We start from the raw sequence: 21,111 nt of genomic DNA, 5'->3' as shown, positions 1-21,111 counted from the left end.
TATTAAGCTACTGTTCCTTGGCAACTACTTCCTGCTCCCGCCGTACATCCATAACAATGTTGCGAAATAATAATATTTCTGTCCTGAAGTAATTCTTCATTATATTCACTTATATGTTTTACTTTACTAGCTACTTTAAGGTCTAACATCTGATTAAAATCACAATCATATAACCACCCATCCCAGCTTACAGAAATTGTATTAGTGCACATTACATTTGCAACAGCCTCTGGATTATATGCCTCTACCAAAGCATACATATAATCTTCATAGTTTTCTGATGCGATTAGATAATCCAAAAATCTACTTATGGGTAAGTTGGTAATGGCAAAAAGATGATGAAATTGAATATTGAAATCTTCTAATAAAGCCTTTTTAAAATCTTTTTCCATTGAAGCCTGATTTCCTGGTAAAAACGCTCCAGAAGGATTGTATACCAAATCTAATCTTAAGCTACTGCCGGGCATACCATACCCCCTTTCATTAAGTTCTTGAAGTGCTTTTATAGACTTGTCAAAAACACCATTTCCACGCTGTTTATCTGTTTTTCCTCTGGTCCAATGGGGCATAGAGGAGACTACATGTACGTTGTGTTTTTTAAAGAAATCAGGAAGGTCATAATATTTTTTATTTGCTCTAATAATGGTTAGGTTACTACGTACTATGAAATCTTTAATTCCTGCCTTACTTGCTTCTTCTACAAACCATCTGAAGTTAGGATTCATTTCGGGGGCTCCTCCTGTTAAATCTAAAGTGTGTGCGCCGGTTTTTTTAATGACTTCGAGGCATTGTTGCATGGTTTCCCGGGTCATAATTTCTTTACGATCGGGGCCTGCATCCACATGACAATGCTCACAAACCTGATTGCACATATATCCTACATTGATTTGTAAGATTTCCAATTTATTGGGGCGTAAAGTAGTATGACCAATTTCTGCTATTTTATCAGCAAACCTAGGAAGCTCACCACTAGCAAAAATACCATTACTCAGGATTTCTAATTGTCTGTTGGCATTTGCCAACTGATCATTTCGTTTATGTAAAGATTGTTTTGTTTTAGCTTCTGACATCTTCTGTTCTTGGGTTATATTTCTTTTGGAGCTAATGTAATTGGGGCTGATCTTTTTTGATTTTACCTGCCTTAATGCTAGCCATTATGCTTGACTTATAAAGTTTTGTTCCTATTAAGACCATATTTACTTACATAGAAAGTTTATCGTATTTGTTCATCATTTGTACTCCATGAACCAAAGTAGCACCACTTTCTATAGCAGCACCAGCATGTACAGCCTCCATCATTTCTTCTTTTGTAATCCCACGTTGTAGGCCATCTTTAGTATAGGCATCAATGCAATAGGGGCATTTTACAACATGAGAAACAGCAAGTGCAATTAATGATTTTTCTCGGGCACTTAATGCCCCTTCTTCAAAAACCTTACTGTAGTAATCAAAGAATTTAGTACCTAATTCTTCACTCCACTCAGTAATTTTTCCAAATTTTCTTAAGTCGGCAGGGTCATAATATGTTTTTGACATATGGGATTGTTTTTTTTGAGTTACAGACATGCAATATTATGTCGTTGATGGTATGTTATACTTACATTAGAAATTATTTATTTCTTTAAAAAGTATGTAAATTCTTAAAGATATGTAAGATAAAAAACCCTAATTAATAAATGAATTATTTTTTTGGCAAAAATATAGGAATTACACTACAAACTAATCACGATATTAATATTACGTTAAGAAAAAAGCTTAATTTAGGCGTTGAAGTTGGACAGTTCTTCTTCTAATATTATGAAGCCAAAATTGAAACTATGAGGAAAAAAGTAACCTTAAAACAACTAGCCAGAGAATTAAATCTTTCTATTTCTACAGTTTCAAAATCATTAAAAAACGATCCGGAGATTAGCCAAAAAACGATCACAAGAGTACATGAACTTGCTGATTTTTATAATTATAAGCCAAATGCATTAGCGGTGAGTTTAAAAAGCAACAAGACCAAAACTATTGGAGTAATATTACCAGAAATTCTCAATCATTTTTTTGCAAAAGCTCTTTATGGAATTGAAAAGGAAGCTTCAGAAAATGGATATAAAATTGTGACTTGCATTACAAATGAATCGTATAAAAAAGAAGTGGAATATGTAGAGATGCTAAACTATAGTAGTGTTGATGGTTTTATAGTGTCTCTAAGTCAAGAAACTCAGATTCTAAACGAATTTGAACATTTTAAAGAACTAAAAAGAGATAATGTACCGATAGTGATGTTTGATAGAGTTACAAAGGAGATCGAATGTGATAAAGTCATTGTAGATGATAAACAAGCTTCAAAAACAGCTGCGAAATATCTTATTGATACAGGTTGTAAAAAGATAGCGGTGATTACAACAATTGGCAGTCTAAGTGTAGCTAAGTTGCGTTTGGAAGGAGCAAAAGAAGGTGTAGATGCTAATGATCAGGTGTCCTTAATAGAGCTATCTGTAAATGATTCTGATAATAATGAACAAGAAATAGAGAAGTTTCTTAAGAATAATGATATTGATGCGGTTCTTGGATTAGATGAAACGGCTGCTGCTATCACTATAAATATGTCACATAAATTAGGTTATGAAATCCCCAAAGATATTTCTGTTATTGGGTTTACAGATGGCTTGTTGTCTAAGTATTCTTATCCAAAACTTACTACTGTTTCTCAGCATGCCGAGGATTTAGGAGCAAAAGCCGCTCAGGTTTTAGTGAATCAACTAGACGATTTTGTTGAAAATCATAGAGCAAATACCGAAATTGTCAAAACATCCTTGATCTTAAGAGATTCTACTCATTAAAATTTGAACAGAGGTGAACATCTAAACAACTACAGTGAATAAAGACAAGAGTACTGCAAAAGAAGAAAGCTCGATTAGGTTTTCGGTTTTGGATCGTGATGCACAGTTACAAAGTGCAAAAAACGAAGTATATGATCTTGTTGTGATTGGAGGAGGGGTGACAGGAGCAGGAATTGCTCTGGATTCTGCCTCTAGAGGCTTAAAGACTTGTCTGGTAGAGAAAAATGATTTTGCCTCTGGTACCAGTAATAAATCTACTAAACTTATTCATGGAGGGCTTAGATACCTGAAACAAATGGAAATAGGTCTGGTTAAAGAATCAGGGAGTGAAAGGGCGATAGTACATAAATTAGCACCGCATTTGGTAATGCCAGAAAAAATGTTGCTTCCTATTATTGAAGGAGGTACTTATGGTAAGATTATGGCGTCGATAGGGCTGAAAATCTATGATTTTTTAGCTAATGTTGAAGGTGATGATCAACGAAAAATGCTTAATGTAGAAGAAACAATAGATAAAGAACCTTTACTTAATGAAGAAGGAATTAGAGGAGGAGGCTATTATGCAGAGTACAGAACAGATGATGCGCGACTTACTATAGAACTGCTAAAAAAAGCGGCTTTTTTTGGGGCTAATTGTATCAATTATTGTGAGATGACCTCTTTTAATTATGATGCAGAAGGTAATATCAGAAGTGTACAATGTGTAGATCATAATACAGCAAAAAGTTTTACAATTCGATCTGAGAATTATATCTCTGCTGCTGGACCTTGGGTAGACCTGCTGAGAGAGAAAGATCACTCGATGAGTAGTAAGCATTTACACCTGACCAAAGGTGTACATCTAGTTTTTTCTAGAGAACGCTTTCCTCTTAGGCAATCAATTTATTTTGATGTTCCAGATGGTAGAATGATTTTTGCGATTCCAAGAGGAAGAGCAACCTATGTAGGAACTACAGATACAAATTATAATGCAAATCTCAATCGAGTAGTTGCCACAAAAGATGATGCAATGTATTTACTCAAAGCGGTAAATCATATGTTTCACGCTTTAAAACTTACTACGGATGATATTGAATCTAGTTGGGCGGGAATAAGACCTTTAATTCATGAAGATGGTAAAGATCCTTCAGAATTATCTAGAAAAGATGAAATATTTGTATCAAAAACAGGGTTAATTTCTATAGCAGGAGGAAAACTTACCGGTTATCGTAAAATGGCACAACGCGTAATTGATACTGTACTTAAAACCATGAGTGATGAAACGAGCAGTAAGTTTTCTGAATCACATACCCAGAAAATACCGCTAACCAGTACACCTCTTAAAGATACCGAAGAAGTACATGCATACCAGTATAAGATTACCCAACAACTCAAAGCTTTAAAAATAGAGGATCCCTATTATGGTTGGTATCTTACTTCGACCTATGGTAAACAAGCAGATGTTATTATAGATAAGATGACCTGTTTTTTAAACGATGAAGCGGCAGAACGATTGATTAGAGCCGAATTATGGTATTGTGTTTACTATGAAATGACCAATACCTTAGCAGATTTCTTTGTAAGAAGAACAGGGAAACTCTATTTTAATATTAATAGTGTTCATAAATATCGGCAATTGGTTCAAGAAGATATTATTGAATATTTAAACTGGGATAAAATCCGTATCGAAACCGAAAATAGATATCTTGACTTGTTATTACAGGATGCTGTTACCTATTATGAAAAAGAATTCATGTAAAATAGGTTAAAACCTGCCAACAACACCTATTTGCCCTACGCCTACTCGTAAATTCCATCGAATTTTGTGTTTTTTAGAGCCAAAAGCATAACGCTTATCCTTCTTCAAATAATTATCAACACTGTCAACAATAAATACACTCATTACTAACCCAAGAGTTACATCGGTCAACCAATGTGCACCATCCCATAATCGTGAAACGGGAGTGACCAAACCAAGAGCGTAAATTCCCCCCTTTACAAATAAGTTATCAAATTGTTTAGCAAAGGCGTGTGCTGTAGTAAAAGCCAAAATTGCATGCCCAGAAGGAAAGGAGTGATACCCAGCTTCATTGGACCAAAAACGGAAACTTAAGTTTCCTTCACCTTCTAAGGGTCGTGCACGACCCACAGCAGTTTTTCCTAACGTTTGAAGAAGTCCCCCTGCAGTTGCAGATGCAATAAGAAGAACACCAGTTCGTCTAATTTTTTCATTTTTTGTAATAAGCCCTAAAGTATAAACGCTAGTCGTTAAACCATAGTTTAACAAGGGTTTTCCAAATCTAAAACCAGCTTCTTTTATAAGGTCGGGAACCCCATCGCCTTGTTTTTTGAAAACATCATCGGCAGGCTCGTCAACTGCCAAAAGAATTGCATTGCCGGCAATAACTCCACCAAAAGTTAACCAATCTTTTCCTTTCCATCTTAATGGACTCGTATATACATGTTTTACACCGCCATATACAGATAGGCCATCATATTTCATCATTTGCCAGGTAGACATTTTGTTTTTAGTATCCAATGTATCGCTATGACGTTGATCTTGCATGTCATAAGAATCTTGGGAATAAATAGTGAGTGTGGTAAAAACTAGTAAAGCAAAGATTGTCAGGGCTTTATTGTGTGTCATAGTAGAAATTTGCTATGCAAAAATAATAACTTATTCATAATAAATCATATGGTTGGAGATATTTAAACAAAAAACTGAAATGTGATGCTAGGAAAAAAATTAAGTTTTTTTCAGGTACATTTTTTGAAATTGGGAAGGAGACATACTGTTTTTTTGTTTAAATAATTTTGAAAAATGAGAGTAATCATCATACCCTAAATCCCAGGCGATTTCTGTTAAATTATTTTCAGAATATAGAATTTGTCTTTTAGCTTCCAAAATAACTCTTTCTAAAATAAGATCTGTTGTCGTTTTTCCAACGGTCTCTTTACATATTCGATTTAGATGTTTTACACTGATATTCATAGTTTCTGCATATGTAATAGCAGATTTTTCCCTCTTATATTTTTCTTCAATCAATTGCTCAAACTTATGTAGTTTCATTGTAAGATTCTTAGAATTTATAAGATCTTCAAAATTATCCCTTAAAACAAGACGAGATAATTCTATATAAATTAAATCAATAAGGTTAACTAGTTTTTGTTTTTTTAGTAGTGCATTGCAGCGAGATTCTTTTAAAATAGAAATAAAGAGAGGCTCAATCAATGCCTGTGTTTGTTTATCCAGATAGATACAAGGAGGGTTTTGGTTTGAGAAAAAAAACGGAAATATAGATAGGTTTTTGTTTTGGGATATTGCTTCATAGAATTCCTTAGAGTGAAAAATAATATACCCTTTACTTTTTGTAGTAAATTTCCAAAAATGTGTCTGACCTGGCCTCAAAAGAAAAACACTACCAGGTTTAATTTGATATGATTCAAAATCAATTTCGTGAACTCCTGTTCCTTCAATAAATAAAACAGAAAGATAAAAATTGTGCTTATGCGGATGTGATATTATATCTTGATTATTTAATAGATGAGTTGCAAAGTCATTTGCATAAAAATTTTCAATACTTCCGGTATCGTGAAATTGTGTAATATCTAAAATAGGAAGATTCATAATATATCAGTAATGTCTTAATTATACAAATAAAAGTGTAAATAATAAAATATACAAATGCTGAAATAGCTATATTTTGCGGTAAAAGAGTAGTTTTTATGAAAACAGCAATAAATATTATAAAGGGAAAATGTTCTAAGTGTGAAGAAGGGAATGTTTTTATTAAAAAAAGAAGGGTATTCGCATTGCAATTACCTAAAATGAATGAAAAATGTCCCCATTGTAATCATAAATTTTTGATTGAGCCAGGGTACTTCTATGGAGCGATGTATGTGAGCTATGGTTTAACTGTGGCCGAAGGGGTTGCTATTTATTTATTAAGTAGTTTTTTTATAACAAAACCAATTCATTTCTTTATTATTTTATCTATTAGTGCTGTGTTGTTGAGTACTACGAACTATAAGTATGCTAGAATACTTTGGATATATTTGTTTACCAAAAAAGCGAAAAAAGAATCAGAGGAAATTAATTCATTTATTCGAGGAGGCACAAAAGAAACAGAATTGCCATAATTATACTTTATATGATATTTTTAGGAAACATAAAGGAGTACCTTCAATTAGAGACAATCAATAGTCAAAATAGTAACATTGTAAATGAAACTATAGAAAGTAGTTTGACTATTCTATGGTTTGAATCTGATCAAAATGAACTCATAATTGATGGAAGGAAGCAGGTGTTCTCTAAGAATGAAATTGTTTTCTTAACAGAGTTTCATAATGTTACTATCAAAAATATTGAATGTATTAGATTTTTAAGATTTAATAGGCCGTTCTATTGTATTCTTGATCATGATACCGAAGTAGGTTGCAAAGGCATTTTGTTCTTTGGAGCCTCACAATTGCCAATCATTCAAATTCCGGAAGAAGAATTAGATAAATTCGAGACGTTATGGAAAATGTTTACCATAGAGATGCAATCTAATGATAGTTTGCAAATAGAGATGTTGCAAATGATGCTTAAACGATACTTGATTCTATGTGCCAGAATTTATAAGTCAAAAGAGAATTTTCCCAATGAAAAAGAAGATTCTGATATTGTAAAAGAGTTTAATTTTTTGGTAGAACAACACTTCAAGACAAAGCATCATGTATCTGAGTATGCCGAGTTGTTATACAAGTCTCCAAAGACATTGTCTAATATTTTTTCAAAGATGAGCTCCAAAACGCCTTTACAATATATACAAGATCGTAAAATGCTGGAAGCAAGAAGACTTTTGCATTATACCAGTATGCAGATAAAAGAAATAGCTTATGAAATCGGGTATGAGGATGTACAGACATTTAGTAGGTTTTTTAAAAACCAGGAAGGAAGTTCTCCTTCAGAATTCAAAGAAAAAGTAAGCTAGGAAAAATTGCCAACACTTCAGGAATAGTTACCTAACAAGAACCTGCTTCTCTACACCATCTTTGCATTGTCAAATTGAGTATTAATCTAAAGAATAAGACAATGAAAAATTTAGTAATAATAGTAACGTTAATCATGTCAGGTCTAACAAGTGTGTATGCACAATTACCTGATCCCGGATTTACTGTAGATCAAAATACAGCAATTGTAATTACAGATCCTCAAAACGATTTTTTGAGCCCTAATGGTGTAACCTGGGGAGTAGTAGGAGAAAGTGTTACTGCAAATAATACTGTTGATAATATCGAAGCACTATTTAAGGTAGCACAACAAAAGAACATTACTGTTTTTGTTTCTCCACATTATTATTATCCTCATGATCATACCTGGAAAATAGAAGGAGCACTAGAGGCATTAATGCATAAAATCAATATGTTTGATAGAAAAGATGCATTATCTACAGAAGGTTTTGAAGGCTCTGGAGCAGACTGGTTGGATAAGTACAAAAAGTATATAAAAAAGGATAATGTTATTGTCACAAGCCCTCACAAAGTATATGGACCAGAATCTAATGATTTAGCATTGCAATTACGCAAACATGGGTATAGTAAAGTAATATTGGCAGGTATGTCTGCAAACCTGTGTACAGAATCACATATGAGAGACCTTATTGAATCTGGTTTTGATGTTGCTGTAGTGAAAGATGCGACCGCAGGAGCTATTTTACCAGGTTTAAATGCTTATGAGGCAGCAGTAGTAAACTTTCAAATGATAGCTAGTCATGTTTTTACAACCAAAGACATCGTTAAAGAAATAGGTGCTTCTAAGCAATAAACGGCAGGATTATAAAAAAATATGAAATGTGATTATTTCATGATTGATGATTGATTTTTTATGATAAGAACCCTTGTAAATAATTATTTGCAAGGGTTAATTTTTTGATACTTGAAGACAAAAAGAACCCTTTTTAAAATCTTATTAAATAATTCTTATTTTGTGAGGATGAATATAGAGTTATCTTTTTTCTCAATATTAGAGCTTCTTACATTTTCTGGGGCCTTGATGTTGGGGTTTCTCTTTTTCACTATGAAATCTGCCAATAAAAGAGCTAATATTTTTTTGGGACTATTTCTTTGGATCTTTTCGTTGAGTATTTTTATCGATTTGCTGGATTACGAAATAGAAGAGGGTGATATATTAGATCGTATCCTTTTTTTTATTTCTTTATGTACCGCTCCACTTTTATATATGTACACTTATCAGACGATAAACAGACCCTATGCAAAAATGTTAATCTATGTGTTTTTCCCTCTGCTTTTAGCGTATTTGGTTATTCTTTTTGTTATAAACTCAGAAGAAATTTTTTGGATTCTCGATTTAATTGAATACATGATCGAAATTGCCCTGTATCTATTAATCTTAAAAAAATTACAAGGACATAAAATCGAATTAAATAATTTCTATTCTGAATTAGAAAACAAGAGGTTGTCTTGGATAAAAACTATAATTTGTATTAGCCTTGCATTCATTGTGTTTGATATTGTAGAAGGATTTATAGGTTTTGAAGAAGAAATAATAGACCCATATCTTTATTCGATTTCAGCAGTACTTGGGTTTGTTATGGTGTATTGGATTGCTTATAACGGGTTTTCGCAATCAGAGATATTTCAAACTACTCTTTTTGTACGTGATCCAGAGAATCAGTTTCTTGGATCATTAGAAGAGTATACTGTTATTAATGATGAGATGTGTTCTGAAGATCAAAAACAATTTGAAGAAATTAAAATAACCATCGAAAAAGAAAAGTTGTATGCAAATTCTGAATTGAATTTGCGAACACTTTCAGAATCTCTTCAAATCAAAGAAAAGGAACTCTCCAAACTTATAAATATTCATGCTAAAACTAATTTTTATCATTTTATCAATGGTTTTCGGGTCACCGAATTTAAAAGATTAGTGCAAACTCCAATGGCTCAACAGTTATCGATTTTAGGGATAGCTCAAGAAGCAGGGTTTTCTTCTAAATCAACATTTTATAATACCTTCAAGACTCTAGAAGGGATGACTCCTAAACAGTATGAGCTATCGCTAAAAAAGTCCGAATAGAAGCAGCCGGACTTGTTGAGTGTAATAATCATTAGGGTCAAACGTCATTTGGATGTTATAGATATAAACCATAAAATCTTAGAATCATGAAAATGAAAAGAAATCAACTTATCATCCTTTTTTTAATGTCTATAAGCTTCTGGGCATGTAATAATGATGATGATAATAATGTAACACAAAGCGATTTTGGAATCTTTAAATCAATAAATGATACCACAGCAGAAATGAATGGTACGATTACCGGTAGTACCCCAGCTCATTTTAATAATTTATTGGCAAAATATCCTAAGCTGAAAAAGATAAATATGTTGGATTGCCCCGGTTCTCAAGATGATGAGGCTAATTTGATTGTTTCTAAAAAAATGCATGATAGCGGTATAGAATTTCATTTATCAGCAAGTTCTTCCATTGCTTCAGGAGCAGTAGACATGTATGTAGGAGGGGTAAAAAGAACACGAGAACAAGGAAGTCGTATCGGAGTACATTCCTGGGGAGCTGACCCCGGACAACCAATTGCTACTTCATATCCTGTAGGTCATGCAGTACATCTACCATATATCAATTATTACAAGTCGGTAGGATTTACACAGAAAGAAGCCGAGGATTTTTATTATTTCACGATTAATGCTGCTCCTGCAGAAAGGGTTCACTGGATGACAGAAGAAGAGATAACCCGATATAAAGTAACAAAAGAATAAAGTATGAGAAACCACTTTAGAATAGTAAGTGTGATGATAGTAACCTGCGTCATTTTAAGTTGCGTAGCCTGCTCAAATGACGATGATATTGCAACAATACCAACAACCGGAACGATTAATTCTGGAAATGATCCAAATTTTAAAATTGTAGAAAATACAGATACAGGCTTTGGTGCGTTTAATAGAAAAGTTATAGTCTTTGATATTCCAATTTATGCTGTGGCTGCAGTAGAAGATGTTAAACTGTTGCATGCTGCTAATGTAATGGCTCAGTATTTAGATAATGACGAAGATGGTTCGATTGATAATATAACGATTTACAATTCGATGAAATCTAACAAAGCTTTTTTGTTTATGTGGAAAACAGAAGCGGATAGAGATAATTTTAGCCCTCCTGCAGGGTTTGAAGTTGGGCAAGATTTAGGAGCAGATGAGACCGTACCAACATGGCATACAAATGGGCATACGGGGTCATTTGATGCTGCTTTAGAAGAAGTATGGCATATTGTTACTAATGGAGGGCATGAAAGAGCATATCCTGAGGTTTTTAGTTCTCAAGCAGGGTCAGAAATCAGTAAAGCAATGGACCTTGCTCGTGGAGGTAGCTTTCAATCTCCTCCAGTAAATTATCCAGTTAATGCCTGGTATACTTATGATGATACTACTTGTGATTACAATTGCCAGGTTGGAGAGTATTTGTATTGGATAATGAGTTCTATGCTTGGGGGGCAAGAAAATAGATTAGGTGAAATCGGTAATGAATGGAAATTAAACACCAGAGCCAAAGTAGAGGCAACCGATACAAAAGCATGGACAATATTTACAAATCCAGTATATAAAATGCCATCAAGATTGCCAGATGGTACATATAAAAGATAGAAAATAGGGTAAAATGAATTTTGATTGTTGTTTATATATAATGTGAAAGGATATCTCTTTGTTTTTCAGTACCTTGAGAAGGTGAGTGTTCTTTTTTTTGTATGAGTTTTATTCTTGGAACAAGTTCGTAATTTCAAGAAAAGATATTATCAGAATAAAACTTTAAGATATTTTATGAATTAATAAAGTGTTGTGGGGCGTTTCTATATTGTAGTAATATAATTAGGCCCCTGCAACCACAAATTATGATATTATGGATAGAAAGAAATTTTTGAAAAATGGGATGGCAGGAATAGGCTCTATTATAGCAATTCCAACATTAATAACATCTTGTAATAAAGATGATGATGCAGGAGGCGTAGTAGATGCTGGATCATGTGTTGTCTCTGCGGTAGAAACAGCAGGACCATTTCCGATAAAAACACCGGCAGATTTGGTAAAAGAAAATATAATCGGTGATCGTGCAGGAATTCCTTTAAAAATAACAATACAGGTGCAAAATGTAAATGATAATTGTAAACCATTAACCGGAGTGTTTGTAGATATCTGGCAATGTGATGCAAAAGGAAATTATTCTGAATATTCTGGTCAGTTAGATGGAGACTTTACGAGTCAAAAGTTTTTAAGAGGAAGGCAAACTACAGATGCCAACGGTAATGCTTCGTTTATAAGTATATATCCTGGATGGTATCCCGGTAGAGCTCCTCATCTTCACTTAGAAATTTTGAAATCATCAGGAAAATCATTGCTTATTACTCAGGTTGCTTTTCCAGAAAATATTTCTAAAGCAGTTTATGCGACTACTAATTACAAAGGAGACTTTGATACTTCAAATACTCAGGATGGAATATTTTCGGACGATATTAATCGCAGCATAGCGAATTCTGTAACAGGAAATACAACCGATGGATATGTCCTTACCGAGACAATAAAAGTATCTGGATAAATTTTAAATACTAGAAGTTTTTATCTTTTGTTTTAGAAAGAGAATGTTTTTTAGGACAATATTGAATATAAAAAACCCGAACATTTGTTCGGGTTTTTAAGGTGGTGCCTCCAGGAATCGAACCAGGGACACAAGGATTTTCAGTCCTTTGCTCTACCAACTGAGCTAAGGCACCTTGCTGTAAGCGGATGCAAATATAGAACGCTTTTTTTAATACTCAAAAGAAAAAATTAAAAAAATCGTTTTGTACTTTAGCAACTTACAAATTAAAGTATGAATCTCATTATTGATGTAGGGAACACATATACCAAACTAGGAGTTTTTGAAGCATCAAAAATTATCTATAAAAATACGATCAAACAACATGATTTCAGGCAAGTAATACAAAAAATCAAAGAAGAGTATCCTTTGATTACAGATGCTATAGTATCTTCGGTGTCCGATATAAAGGAAGATCATGTAACATATGTTAAAAATTTATTTAACACAATTGTGCTAGATCATTTGGTAGAAATGCCATTTGCAAATCATTATAAGACTCCGACTACATTGGGAATCGATCGACTGGCTTTGGTTGCAGCAGCCGTAGATCAATTTCCTAATAGAGATGTATTGGTAATTGATGCAGGAACTTGCATAACATATGATTTTAAAAATAAAAAAGAAGAGTATCTTGGTGGCGCAATTGGACCGGGAGTGCGATTAAGGTATGAAAGTCTTCATAACTATACAGCAAAACTGCCATTGTTAAAGGTGACTGACCCAAAAAATCATATAGGAAATAGTACAGAAGAGGCCATACATTCGGGAGTAGTTTTTGGAATTTTGCATGAAATTAATGGAGTAATTGAAGAATATTGCAACATTTATACTGATTTAACAGTTATTTTAACCGGTGGGGATGCACATTTTTTGTCTAAAAGATTAAAAAATAGCATATTTGCCACTTCTAATTTTTTGTTGGAGGGATTAAACCACATTTTAGCTTTTAATAATAGTAAATGATAAAGAAGATTTTAGTAATCGTATTGGTACATGTTACCATAATATCTTACGCTCAGGAAGGGACTTCATCCCCATATTCTTTTTATGGAATAGGGATTCCGAAGTTCAAAGGAACAGTAGAAAACAGATCGATGGGGGGATTGAGTGTATATGGAGATAGTATCCATTTAAATCTTCAAAACCCTGCATCTTATGGAGAGTTAAGACTCACAGCATATACTGTGGGTGCATCATATCGCAGTTATAAGATTAACAATGCCAATGAATCATCTTCTGGAGATAATGCTTCTCTAGATTATTTGGCTATTGGTATTCCTGCTGGTAAATTTGGTTTTGGTTTTGGAGTTGTTCCTCTTACTTCTGTAGGATATGAACTCAATAATATCGAGGCAGATGGAAATGAAATTCGATTCGCCGGAAATGGAGGATTAAATAAAGTCTTTTTGGCTACAGGATATAAAGTTAACAAGAATCTGAACATAGGTCTGGATTTAAATTATAACTTTGGGAATATAGAGAACAAGACAATATTAAGAAGACCTGATGTTCAATTTGATACAAGAGAAATAAATAATTCAGATTTGTCATCTTTTAGTTTATCTTTCGGAGTGACATATAAGACTATGATTACAGAAAAGCTAGAAATAGTTGCTTCTGCAGTGTCAGCACCTTCTTTTGAATTAACATCAGATAGTACAAGAGAGCTTGCTACTGTTGTTATTGATAATAATGGTAGAGAACGAGTTGTAGAAAGGCAAGAGGTTACTGTAGAAGATAAAAAAATTGATCTTCCAGCTGAATTTAAGTTTGGTGTTGGAATAGGAGAACGTAAAAAATGGTTTGTAGGAGGAGAATATATATACATGGATTCTGGAAAATTTACTAATCTTGTATCTAACCAGAGTAATGTTGTATATGAGAACGCTTCAAAATTTAAAGCAGGAGGGTACTATATTCCTAAGTATAATTCATTAACAGGCTATTTTAATAGAGTTGTATATCGTGCAGGGTTTCGTTATGAAGAGACAGGATTAAATATTAATAACGGTTCAATTAATGAGTTTGGCATATCTTTTGGAGTAGGCTTACCAGTTGGTAGATTATTCTCGAATACTAATATAGGTTTTGAGTATGGTCAACGGGGAACAACAAATTTTGGACTGGTTAAAGAAGAGTTTTTTAATGTTTCTTTAAGTTTATCATTAAATGATAAATGGTTCAGAAAAATAAAATTTAATTAAATACAATAATTACTACAGCTATGAATACTAAAGTTTTATTTATAATAGCAACGGGACTGGCTTTGAGTACTACAAAAGTAGATGCTCAAGCTACTGACTGTGCAACTACAGCATCCATCGCTTATGAGCATGCTAAGGTGAAAAACTATGCTGCTGCAGAGGAACCTCTGTGGAAAGTGAGAAAAGAATGTCCTACATATAGCGTCGCAACATATCAATTTGGACAAAAATTGTTAGCAGATAAGTATAAAAAAGCTTCTGCTGCAGAGAAATCTGCTATTGCAAATGAAATAATTATACTATGGAAAGAACGTTTTCAGTACTTCCCTGCAAAAACTAAAATTGGTGATATGCATTCTGATATAGGTCAGTTAATGTATGATAATAAAATAGGTAGCAAAGAAAGTCAGTTTGTAGAGTTTGATAAAGCATATACAAAGGATAAGAAAAATTTTAAAAGACCTAAGAAATTATATACCTATTTCTCTCTTTTTGTAGATCTTCATGGTGAAGGGAAAAAAGAACTTCAGGGGGTTTTTGATCTATATGATGATATTACAGAAAAGATAGAAAATGAAGAAAGTAGATTGGCAAAAACACTTGGAGAACTTACAGAAAAAGAAGAAGCAGGAACAACGTTGTCATCGAAAGAAAAAAGAAAACTAAAAGTTTATGGAATCAATTTAACTGCTTTTAGTAAAGTAAAAGCAGGAATTAACCAGAAGCTTGGAGAATTAGCCGATTGTAAAAATCTAATACCTCTTTATGTTGGGCAGTTTGAGTCTAAAAAAACAGATGTTAGCTGGTTAAAAGGTGCTGCAGGAAGAATGTCTTCTAAAGACTGTACTGATGATCCATTGTTCTTTAAGTTGGTAGAAGCATTACATAAAACAGAACCGTCTGCAAAATCAGCTTATTATTTAGGAATATTAGCATTAAAAGATAAGAAGACAACTACTGCATTAAAGTATTTTAACCAGTCTGCAGAATTAGAAACAAAAGCGAGAGATAAAGCTAAAGTGTATTTCAAGATTGGAGAGGTGATGAAAAGACAAGGAAGTAAAGGAAAAGCTAGATCTTACTATAGAAAAGCACTTAAGTATAGACCTTCTATGGGAGTATGTTACCTTAGAATTGCGAGTATGATCGCAGGTAGTGCAAACAGCTGTGGAACTGATGTGTTTAGTAAAAGAGCGGTATATTGGTTGGCAGAAAACTATGCTCGAAGAGCAGGAAAAGTAGATCCAAGTTTAAAATCTACTGCAAATAAGTTTGCTGCTAATTATCACGCTAAAGCGCCAACAAAAACAGATATTTTTAATAATCCAGAAAAAAAATCTATTAGTATTGGGTGTTGGATTGGTGAAACGGTTAGAGTGCCAAAACTATAATGCAAAATAAACATATATATATAATGATGAACATTGTCACAGCATTTGCTGTGACAATGTTTTTTTCATGCCAATCAACAACAAAAAATGATCTGGGAAATTTAATTTTAGAAGATGCTCCTATTGCAGAAGGTTATGAGATAAATCTTAAATATACCGACTCAGGAAGACTTACAGCAGTACTAAAAACACAAAAAGTACTCGATTATTCAAACAAATCTTTTGCATATCACGAATTTCCCGAAGGGATTGTACTTGATATTATTGATAAAGAAGGAAAGGTAAGTGTAGTCACCTCAGATTATGCAATTTCTTATAAGCAAACAGGTCTAATTGATATGAGAGGTAATGTAGATATACAAACTGCAGATAGTACCCATTTGCAAGCTAAACAGTTATATTGGGACCAAAATATTAATTGGATATTCACAGATCAATCTTATAAAAGTTATTTGCCAGATGGGACAATTAATGAAGCAGATGGTTTTGATGCTAATCAGGATTTTACTATCTTGAATTCAAGAATAAATGATGGGGTAATGTTTATAGAGGAGTAATCCAGTACTATGATGAAAGTGTTTAGATTTTTTGAATATGCCTATTTGGCTATCATGTGTTTTTTTCTCTACGAAGCATATGTAGAATGGGGACAAGAAGGCGGAAGAAGTATGCTTTATATCTTTTTTGCAATCGCCGCAATTTTTATGTTTTTCTTTAAAAGAAACTTTAGAAAACGATTTGATGCCAATAACAAAGACTAATTCATGGAATTACATATCATTGTTATTATTCTTTCTCTTGTTCTTTCAGCCTTTTTTTCAGGAATGGAAATTGCCTATGTTTCTTCTAATAAAATACACATAGAGATAGAGAAAAAACAAGGAGGGTTTATCTCAAATATTCTGGCGAGATTAACAAAAAAACCTTCCAAATTTATTGCAACAATGCTTGTCGGTAATAATGTAGCATTGGTCATATATGGATTTTATATGGGCGAAGTATTGATGAAGATTATCGCAGGATATTTTCCTCAAATAGCAGGCAGTATTACTTTGTTATTACAAACGTGTATTTCAACTTTAGTGATTTTAATTACAGCAGAATTTTTACCCAAAGTATTCTTTCAGATTTATTCTAATACATTACTTAAAGTATTTTCATTTCCGGCATATATCTTCTATGTTATTTTTACTCCTATTTCGTCGTTTGTAATTTGGGTTTCTGATTTTGTGCTAAAAAAATTTTTGAAAACGGATGGAGATCAAGTTCAACTTGCTTTTAGTAAAACAGAATTGGGAGATTATATAAACGAGCAAATGGAAACTATAGAAGAACATGACGAAATAGATAGCGAAATTCAAATTTTTCAGAATGCTCTGGATTTTTCAGATGTTAAGTCAAGAGAGGTGATGATTCCTAGGACAGAGATAGTAGGGGTAGAAAAATCACAATCAATAGAAGAAGTAAGCACTTTGTTTATAGATACAGGTCTGTCAAAAATAATTGTTTATAATAATACTGTAGATGATATTATTGGATATGTACACTCTTTTGAATTGTTTAAAAAGCCTAAGTCGTTAAGAGCAATTCTTCTGCCAGTGGTTTTTGTTCCAGAAACCATGTTTGTTAAAGATGTATTGAATCTTCTGACCAAAAAACATAAAAGTATAGCAGTAGTTATAGACGAGTATGGAGGTACAAGCGGTATTATTACTGTAGAAGATATTGTAGAAGAACTTTTTGGAGAGATTGAAGATGAACATGATTCTATAGAACTTATCGAAGAACAATTGTCAGAAAATGAATATCGATTTTCTGCAAGAATAGAAGTAGATCATATCAACGAGTCTTATAAATTAGATCTTCCTGAAGATGAAAATTATGAAACATTAGGAGGGATGATTGTAAATCATACCGAAGAAATCCCTCAACAAGGAGAAGAGGTGAAGATAGATGGTTTCAAAATTAAAATTATAGAGACCTCTAATACCAAAATTGAAATTGTAGAACTACATGTGATACCAGAGGATTAATAATACTATTGCGATGACCAGAAAAACGCAAAATCTAAGAATTGTAGTGTTTGTTGTAATTTACATCATTATTGTAATATGTGATTTGGTTTGTAGTAGTGATGATACGTATTCGAATCTTAGAAGTGTCACAAAACCTTCAATTCTGGGTTCGTTAATCATCTTCTTTTTAATACATAGAAAAGGACTGGGTATTTCAATATTTAGACTAATGCTATTGGCCTTGTTGTTTTCTTTAGCCGGAGACATACTACTTTTATTTGTTATACAATCTCAATTCTTCTTTATTGCAGGTTTAGTTATGTTTTTGTTGGCACATATAATGTATATTTTAGTGTTTCTTAAAAAACATAATAAGCATAAAAAAAATAAAATTTTTCTTGTGCTAACAGTTGCTTATGGTGTAGGCCTGTTTTATTTGTTATACCCAGGACTAGGAGATATGTTAATTCCTGTGATGGTGTATATGGTGGTGATTTTATTAATGTCAAATGCATCATATCTAAGAGAGAAGCGTGTCTCTCAGGTAAGTTATCTCATGGTCTTTATAGGCTCTTTGTTTTTTATGGCCTCTGATAGCATTTTAGCATTTTCAATGTTTTACCAGCCTTTGCCTATGAGTAACATATGGATTATGGCTACATATGCAACAGCTCAGCTTTTGATAGTTTTTGGTGTTTTAAGACAAAAAAACCAGATTTTTTAAAGTAATAAAAGTACGTAAAAACCGGACTATTATATATTAAAAACCAAAAGAGTTAAAACTTCATAAGACTTTCAGTTTTTTTAATTGGTATTATTACAATAAAATGGTACTTTCGCCCACTATATTTTGAATAAATTATAAAATACCATGGCAGTTTTAAATAAAATCAGACAGCGTTCGGTCTTTCTAATCGTAATCATTGCACTAGCACTTTTCTCTTTTGTGTTAGCAGATTTGATTCGTAATGGAGGAGCCATTTCCCAGAAAGCTGAGAATACAATTGCAACAATAAACGGAAAAGATATTGATCGAACTGAGTTTGCTAGAAAAGTAGAACTAGCATCAAGGAGTTTTGGAGGAGGAACATCAAGTATCCAGGCAGTGAATTATGTGTGGAATCAAGAATTGAGAGAAACAGTTTTTGAAGAGCAATTCGAAGAGCTAAATATTAGAGTAGGAGAAGATCAGGTAAACCAGTTGTTAGAAGAATCATTAGCTAATAACCCTACGTTTTTAAATGAAGCAGGAGTTTTTGATAAGGCTAAAATGCAAGAGTATGTGGCTAATGTAAAAGCTACTTCACCACAAGCATACCAACAATGGTTAGATTTTGAAGTTTCTGTAAGTAAAGGTGCTAGAGAACAAACTTATCTTAATATGATTAAAGCTGGTGTAGGATCTACACTAAAAGAAGGTGAGCTGGCTTATAAAATGGAAAATGATAATGTAGATATCAAATATGTACAACTCCCATTTTCTAGTATTGAAGATACAGAAGTAGAAGTAACTGATGCAGAAATTAAAGCATATATTGATGCTCATAAAGAGCAATATAAAGCAGAAGCTTCAAGAAGTATACGTTATGTCTTGTTTAATGAACTTCCTAGTGAAGAAGATGAGAATCAAGTAAAAGCGGAAGTAGCTGCATTATTAGACGATAAAGTAGAGTTTAATGAAGCAACCAAAGCGAATGATTCTGTTTTAGGATTCAAAAATATAGATGTAAAGGATGCAGAAGAGTTTGTGAATCAAAATTCTGCTGTAAAATTTGATGGAGGATTTAAGTTCAAAAAAGATTTGCCAACTACAGAAGCAGATACAATTTATAATCTTGGTATAGGAGATGTATATGGCCCATATAAAGATGGAGATTATATTAAAATTTCAAAAGTAGTTGCGCAAAAGCAAATGCCAGACTCAGTTAAAGTAAGTCATATTCTTGTTTCTTGGGTTGGATTAGGTACTGCCGGTGATACAAAACGAACTAAGGAAGAAGCGAAGACTTTGGCAGATAGTATTATTGCAATAACTAAAGCAGATAAAACAAAATTCGCTGCTTTGGCAACACAATTCTCTTCAGATCAGTCTAATAAAGATAAAGGAGGAGATCTTGGGTATTTCTCACCAGGTAGAATGGTTCCTGCTTTTAATGATTATTGTTTTGAAAACAAAACAGGAGATCAAGGAATTGTAGAAACACAATTTGGGTATCATATTATAAGTATCGAGGATCAAAAAAATGAGCAAAAAGCGATACAGGTAGCTACAGTAGCTCAAAAAGTTGAACCGAGTGAAAAAACCATCAATGCGATTTTTACTGAAACAACCAAATTTCAGATTTCAGCTAGAGACAAAGATTTTGAAGAAGTTTCTAAAGAGAATAAATTAACCGTACGACCAGTAAATAAGATTAAAGAATTGGATGAGAACATCCCTGGATTAGGAGCTAGAAGAGCAATTGTGCAATGGGCTTTTAATGAGGAATCTGAAGTAGGTATAGTAAAACGCTTTGATATTCCTGAAGGGTATGCAGTAGTTCAATTGACTGAAAAAGAAGATGAAGGGGCAATGAAGGTAGGAGATGCAAGTTTAACTGTAAAACCAATATTAGTCAATAAAAAGAAAGCAGAGAAATTAAAAAGTAAAATTTCTGGTAGTACGCTCGACGCAATTGCTCAAGGTCAAGGGCAAACTGTGAAAGTTGCTTCTGCATTGACTATGAAAACACCAACTATTAGTGGAGCAGGAACTGAGCCAAAAGTAGTAGGAGCAGCCTTTGCTCTAGAGTCAGGAAATATATCGAGTCCTATCGTTGGTAATAACGGAGTATATGTTATAGAAGTAACTAAGAAAACACCAGCTAGTGGTTTAGATACATATATGAGTTATGCGTCACAAGCTTCCAAAACTCAAACCGGAGCAGTGAATACTAAAGTTTTTGAAGCGCTTAAAGAAGCAGCAGAAATTGAAGATAAGAGATCGAAATTCTATTAGAATTATAGATTGATAAAAAAAATAAAAAACCCTGAAGATTATAATCTTCA

At 33.1% G+C, this 21,111-nt stretch carries 21 protein-coding genes and 1 tRNA gene; 17 read left to right on the top strand and 5 right to left on the bottom strand.

Translation table 11 applies throughout. The annotated features are described in order from the left end of the window. Positions 1-2: 2 nt before the first annotated feature. Both arsS and ATE84_RS00645 read right to left on the bottom strand, forming a co-directional pair. The gene (arsS, locus tag ATE84_RS00650; protein ID WP_101444960.1) at positions 3-1,070 is read right to left on the bottom strand and encodes an arsenosugar biosynthesis radical SAM (seleno)protein ArsS; all 1,068 of its coding nucleotides are present in this window, start codon (positions 1,068-1,070) and stop codon (positions 3-5) included. A gap of 130 nt (positions 1,071-1,200) precedes the next feature. After that, positions 1,201-1,536 (bottom strand): arsenosugar biosynthesis-associated peroxidase-like protein, encoded by a 336-nt coding sequence (locus ATE84_RS00645; protein ID WP_101444958.1) that lies wholly within the window; start codon positions 1,534-1,536, stop codon positions 1,201-1,203. A 281-nt stretch (positions 1,537-1,817) separates the two neighbouring features. Here ATE84_RS00645 and ATE84_RS00640 point away from each other — a divergent pair, with 281 nt between their 5' ends. Continuing rightward, the gene (locus ATE84_RS00640) at positions 1,818-2,828 is read left to right on the top strand and encodes a LacI family DNA-binding transcriptional regulator (protein ID WP_101444957.1); all 1,011 of its coding nucleotides are present in this window, start codon (positions 1,818-1,820) and stop codon (positions 2,826-2,828) included. Positions 2,829-2,862: 34 nt separating this feature from the next. Beyond that, positions 2,863-4,566 carry a glycerol-3-phosphate dehydrogenase/oxidase gene (locus ATE84_RS00635; RefSeq protein WP_101444955.1) on the top strand — a complete coding sequence of 568 codons (1,704 nt, stop codon included), beginning with the start codon at positions 2,863-2,865 and terminating at the stop codon, positions 4,564-4,566. Between the two features lie 6 nt (positions 4,567-4,572). Here the strand turns inward: ATE84_RS00635 and ATE84_RS00630 are convergent, their stop codons facing one another. Both ATE84_RS00630 and ATE84_RS00625 read right to left on the bottom strand, forming a co-directional pair. Beyond that, the gene (locus ATE84_RS00630; protein ID WP_101444953.1) at positions 4,573-5,454 is read right to left on the bottom strand and encodes a phosphatase PAP2 family protein; all 882 of its coding nucleotides are present in this window, start codon (positions 5,452-5,454) and stop codon (positions 4,573-4,575) included. A gap of 99 nt (positions 5,455-5,553) precedes the next feature. Then, complete coding sequence (locus ATE84_RS00625; RefSeq protein ID WP_101444952.1) at positions 5,554-6,435, bottom strand: AraC family transcriptional regulator; 882 nt, start codon at positions 6,433-6,435, stop codon at positions 5,554-5,556. A gap of 98 nt (positions 6,436-6,533) precedes the next feature. On the opposite strand from ATE84_RS00625, the gene ATE84_RS00620 reads away from it, so the two are divergent. The 7 genes from ATE84_RS00620 (at position 6,534) to ATE84_RS00590 (ending at position 12,411) form a co-directional block, all read left to right on the top strand. Continuing rightward, a complete protein-coding gene (locus ATE84_RS00620) occupies positions 6,534-6,947 on the top strand; it encodes a DUF983 domain-containing protein (protein WP_101444950.1) in 414 nt (137 codons plus the stop codon). 11 nt (positions 6,948-6,958) lie between these two features. Further along, positions 6,959-7,783 (top strand): AraC family transcriptional regulator, encoded by an 825-nt coding sequence (locus ATE84_RS00615; protein ID WP_101444949.1) that lies wholly within the window; start codon positions 6,959-6,961, stop codon positions 7,781-7,783. A 101-nt stretch (positions 7,784-7,884) separates the two neighbouring features. Then, positions 7,885-8,616, top strand: a complete 732-nt coding sequence (locus ATE84_RS00610) for an isochorismatase family protein (RefSeq protein ID WP_101444947.1) — start codon at positions 7,885-7,887, stop codon at positions 8,614-8,616. 168 nt (positions 8,617-8,784) lie between these two features. After that, a complete protein-coding gene (locus ATE84_RS00605; RefSeq protein ID WP_101444946.1) occupies positions 8,785-9,888 on the top strand; it encodes an AraC family transcriptional regulator in 1,104 nt (367 codons plus the stop codon). 86 nt (positions 9,889-9,974) lie between these two features. Further along, positions 9,975-10,586, top strand: a complete 612-nt coding sequence (locus ATE84_RS00600; RefSeq protein ID WP_101444944.1) for an alpha/beta hydrolase — start codon at positions 9,975-9,977, stop codon at positions 10,584-10,586. Between the two features lie 3 nt (positions 10,587-10,589). After that, the gene (locus ATE84_RS00595; RefSeq protein ID WP_143273538.1) at positions 10,590-11,465 is read left to right on the top strand and encodes a hypothetical protein; all 876 of its coding nucleotides are present in this window, start codon (positions 10,590-10,592) and stop codon (positions 11,463-11,465) included. 253 nt (positions 11,466-11,718) lie between these two features. Then, positions 11,719-12,411, top strand: coding sequence for an intradiol ring-cleavage dioxygenase (locus tag ATE84_RS00590; RefSeq protein ID WP_101444941.1), 693 nt, complete (start codon positions 11,719-11,721; stop codon positions 12,409-12,411). 102 nt (positions 12,412-12,513) lie between these two features. Here ATE84_RS00590 and ATE84_RS00585 read toward each other — a convergent pair. Further along, positions 12,514-12,586: transfer RNA gene (locus ATE84_RS00585), tRNA-Phe, on the bottom strand. A 98-nt stretch (positions 12,587-12,684) separates the two neighbouring features. Here ATE84_RS00585 and ATE84_RS00580 point away from each other — a divergent pair. The 8 genes from ATE84_RS00580 (at position 12,685) to ATE84_RS00545 (ending at position 21,061) form a co-directional block, all read left to right on the top strand. Next, positions 12,685-13,416, top strand: a complete 732-nt coding sequence (locus tag ATE84_RS00580) for a type III pantothenate kinase (RefSeq protein WP_101444940.1) — start codon at positions 12,685-12,687, stop codon at positions 13,414-13,416. Further along, entirely contained in the window at positions 13,413-14,657 is a 1,245-nt protein-coding gene (locus ATE84_RS00575) for a hypothetical protein (RefSeq protein WP_101444938.1), read from the top strand. Before ATE84_RS00580 ends, ATE84_RS00575 begins: the two co-directional genes overlap by 4 nt. Positions 14,658-14,677: 20 nt before the next feature. Continuing rightward, positions 14,678-16,048 carry a M48 family metallopeptidase gene (locus ATE84_RS00570; RefSeq protein ID WP_101444936.1) on the top strand — a complete coding sequence of 457 codons (1,371 nt, stop codon included), beginning with the start codon at positions 14,678-14,680 and terminating at the stop codon, positions 16,046-16,048. A 23-nt stretch (positions 16,049-16,071) separates the two neighbouring features. Next, complete coding sequence (gene lptC / locus ATE84_RS00565; RefSeq protein WP_233195725.1) at positions 16,072-16,605, top strand: LPS export ABC transporter periplasmic protein LptC; 534 nt, start codon at positions 16,072-16,074, stop codon at positions 16,603-16,605. A gap of 9 nt (positions 16,606-16,614) precedes the next feature. Continuing rightward, positions 16,615-16,809, top strand: a complete 195-nt coding sequence (locus ATE84_RS00560; RefSeq protein ID WP_101444933.1) for a hypothetical protein — start codon at positions 16,615-16,617, stop codon at positions 16,807-16,809. A gap of 3 nt (positions 16,810-16,812) precedes the next feature. Then, the gene (locus ATE84_RS00555; RefSeq protein ID WP_101444928.1) at positions 16,813-18,081 is read left to right on the top strand and encodes a hemolysin family protein; all 1,269 of its coding nucleotides are present in this window, start codon (positions 16,813-16,815) and stop codon (positions 18,079-18,081) included. Between the two features lie 13 nt (positions 18,082-18,094). Then, positions 18,095-18,787, top strand: coding sequence for a lysoplasmalogenase (locus ATE84_RS00550; RefSeq protein ID WP_101444927.1), 693 nt, complete (start codon positions 18,095-18,097; stop codon positions 18,785-18,787). 147 nt (positions 18,788-18,934) lie between these two features. Beyond that, on the top strand, positions 18,935-21,061 hold the full coding sequence (locus ATE84_RS00545; RefSeq protein ID WP_101444925.1) for a peptidylprolyl isomerase: 2,127 nt from the start codon (positions 18,935-18,937) through the stop codon (positions 21,059-21,061). The last annotated feature ends 50 nt before the right edge of the window (positions 21,062-21,111 follow it).

Source organism: Aquimarina sp. MAR_2010_214 (assembly GCF_002846555.1).
Taxonomy (GTDB): domain Bacteria; phylum Bacteroidota; class Bacteroidia; order Flavobacteriales; family Flavobacteriaceae; genus Aquimarina.
This window is presented reverse-complemented; position numbering and strand designations above follow the sequence as displayed.